A 2,426-nucleotide genomic window follows, 5' to 3' on the forward strand; every position below is an offset into this window, starting at 1 on the left:
TATTGTTTAGATTAGTTGCGATTTGAATATCTGAACCATCAACAGCCAAGAGTTTATATCCTTTATAATTATCATTAATATAAGTTGCTGCTGTAAAATCATGGAAAAGCGACGCAAATGCTTTAGGAGGTATGTTCTTACGCTGCTGGACAAAAGCAGATGATGTTGCTGTATTTAAGCCATAGCCAAACTGCCGTAAAAGTTCATTTGATAAAGATGCTCCCTCCATTGTCAATAACGAAAGAATCATTTTCTCATATGGTATTTTTCTGTTTCTGGAAAAATCTGTTTTGGGGTTAGAAACAAGGTCTGTTAAATCCTGTTTCTGCTTATTAATAATGTCCATAATCAAATTTTTTAGTTCCAGTGAAGTCCTATTCATGCGGTATCCTCCTTGTAAAAAGATGTTATCTAATTACAAGGGCCGCTTTAGCTGCCTCTAAAATATTCAGCAGCTAAAGCGACCGCATTTTTTTGTTCATATGTCAATACTTATTCTCAAAAAAATCCCACACCACATTTTCTGTGATGTGAGATTTTCTTAACTTAATGCCATTGGGCAAATGCTGGAGAGTGTTATTTTTCTGCAAAAGTGCATAAAGACTCTTTTTTTATTTAGAATATTTCTCTTACTATTGGAGAAATTAGAAATTTAAATATGGGGAATTGTACGTGGTATCTCCTTTGTAACTTGTCCCATTCCAAATAAAGATGTGACCATAAGCACGATATGTTCCGGATGATGTTGAATATGTTGCGCTTGTAGTATACTTCTTACAACCATCACTACTATTAAAAGACGTATCCTTCGATGCAACAATTGTACCAGCGGCATTCACAACATAGGGTCTTATTCCTAAATTACCTGCTGCAACAGAAGTTCCGCTTTCAACCCCAAGGCTAACACTTGAACTTGCATATTTTGTTCCTGCTTTAGAAAGGTTAATGGTAGCCTCACCATAATATGTTCTTGATCCAACCGTCCAAAATTTCTTTGAAGATGTAGCAGAATACAGAGATCTTGCTTGAATACCACTTTCATTTGTATCAGGTGCAGAAATAACAAATTCCCCAATAACCGTTATCCCATCATTTTTATAAACGGGGATTATTCGATCTTTTTGTTCTTTTTGAAGCTGGATTGCCTCTTCTGGATTTTTTGGTAACTCACCGAAAAAATCCGCTTCCTTAACAAATCCATTTTGTCCATTAGTTGCTACTGCAGCAATAAGATCTGGAACTTCTGTCTGTGTCACAATGGAACCATACGTATCCCCAGCTTCATTTGTTTTTAGCGTTTGAGCCTCACTCTCAGCCGGTACTAATGCCAGCATAAATGTAGCAACTAATGCTAACGCTAAACCTAACCGAAAAACTTTGCTTCTACAAGTCATAATACGACCTCCTTACTATCTTCAATTATAATAGAATATAAACGAATACTAATTAAATTGAAATTCTCCAATGACAGTAATACCATCATTTTTATAGACCGGAATACTTTTCACAAAAGAATCCTCTTGTATGTTTAATGCCTCTTCCGGATTTTTAGGAATCTCTGATACGAAATCGTCCTTTTTTACATATCCGCTTTTTCCATTTGTAGCCATTACAGCTATCAAATCAGGATCTTCCTTTAAGAAAATTCCTGTTGGATCAGCAATATGAGCCATGCGACCATAAGTTTCTCCATTTTCATTCGTCTTATAACCAATATTCAAACAAAGAGCAATGCAAACTGTAAGAATCGTTATACTACATATAACTATCTTTTTAGATTTCATTATTATATCCCCCCTTTTCTTTTTTATAAGAATATCATATCGATAATAATCTGTCAATCGCTTATTCAAAAAAAATGAAAATTTCAGTCTATTTCATCAAATCTGACAGGTTCCTGCACGGCTCTTCGTGCAGATATAGTTACTAGTACAGATATTCTTCTTACCGGCGACAAAGACTTTCTGGAGACAGGGCTTGAAAAGCATATAGCTATGACTCCCTCAGATTTCTTGAAGATGCTGTAAAAATAATACTCTCTAGCAAATGTTCAATGGCATTAAGTTAAGGGATTTAAAGAGAAGTTAGTATTGTTCGCGATATTATCTTCTCTTTCTTTCCCTTTGATTCAAGCTGATTAATTGTTTTTTTGTAGATTTAAAAATGCAACAAATAGACAAGAGCGTTCCCTTGTCAAAAAAATACTGTATATTTCAAATCTCTAAATGAAGTTTCAATTCCCCACCGCATGCCATACAGTTGTTTCAGAGTATCCGCAGGGAATTCCTCAGTATCCGGCAGCTCCAAGCCATGCAGAGTACCGGATGAATATTGATTAAAATCTTTCAACCGTATTAGATAAAACCATCCTTTTTCTTGGATATGAGCCATGTTGTTATATGCCTCATATCCTCTGTCTGCAATCA

Annotated in this window: 2 protein-coding genes and 2 pseudogenes; all 4 read right to left on the reverse strand. The window is 35.3% G+C overall.

The window, feature by feature from the left end:
- Positions 1 to 382, reverse strand: a pseudogene (locus D1151_RS16230) (IS4/IS5 family transposase); the annotation flags it as partial.
- Between the two features lie 262 nt (positions 383 to 644).
- On the reverse strand, positions 645 to 1,394 hold the full coding sequence (locus tag D1151_RS16235; RefSeq protein WP_160203300.1) for a hypothetical protein: 750 nt from the start codon (positions 1,392 to 1,394) through the stop codon (positions 645 to 647).
- A 48-nt stretch (positions 1,395 to 1,442) separates the two neighbouring features.
- Complete coding sequence (locus tag D1151_RS16240; RefSeq protein ID WP_160203299.1) at positions 1,443 to 1,784, reverse strand: hypothetical protein; 342 nt, start codon at positions 1,782 to 1,784, stop codon at positions 1,443 to 1,445.
- A 421-nt stretch (positions 1,785 to 2,205) separates the two neighbouring features.
- A pseudogene (locus D1151_RS16245) lies at positions 2,206 to 2,426 on the reverse strand (transposase); the annotation flags it as partial.

This window comes from Emergencia sp. 1XD21-10, from assembly GCF_009936045.1.
Lineage (GTDB): Bacteria > Bacillota > Clostridia > Peptostreptococcales > Anaerovoracaceae > Senimuribacter > Senimuribacter intestinalis.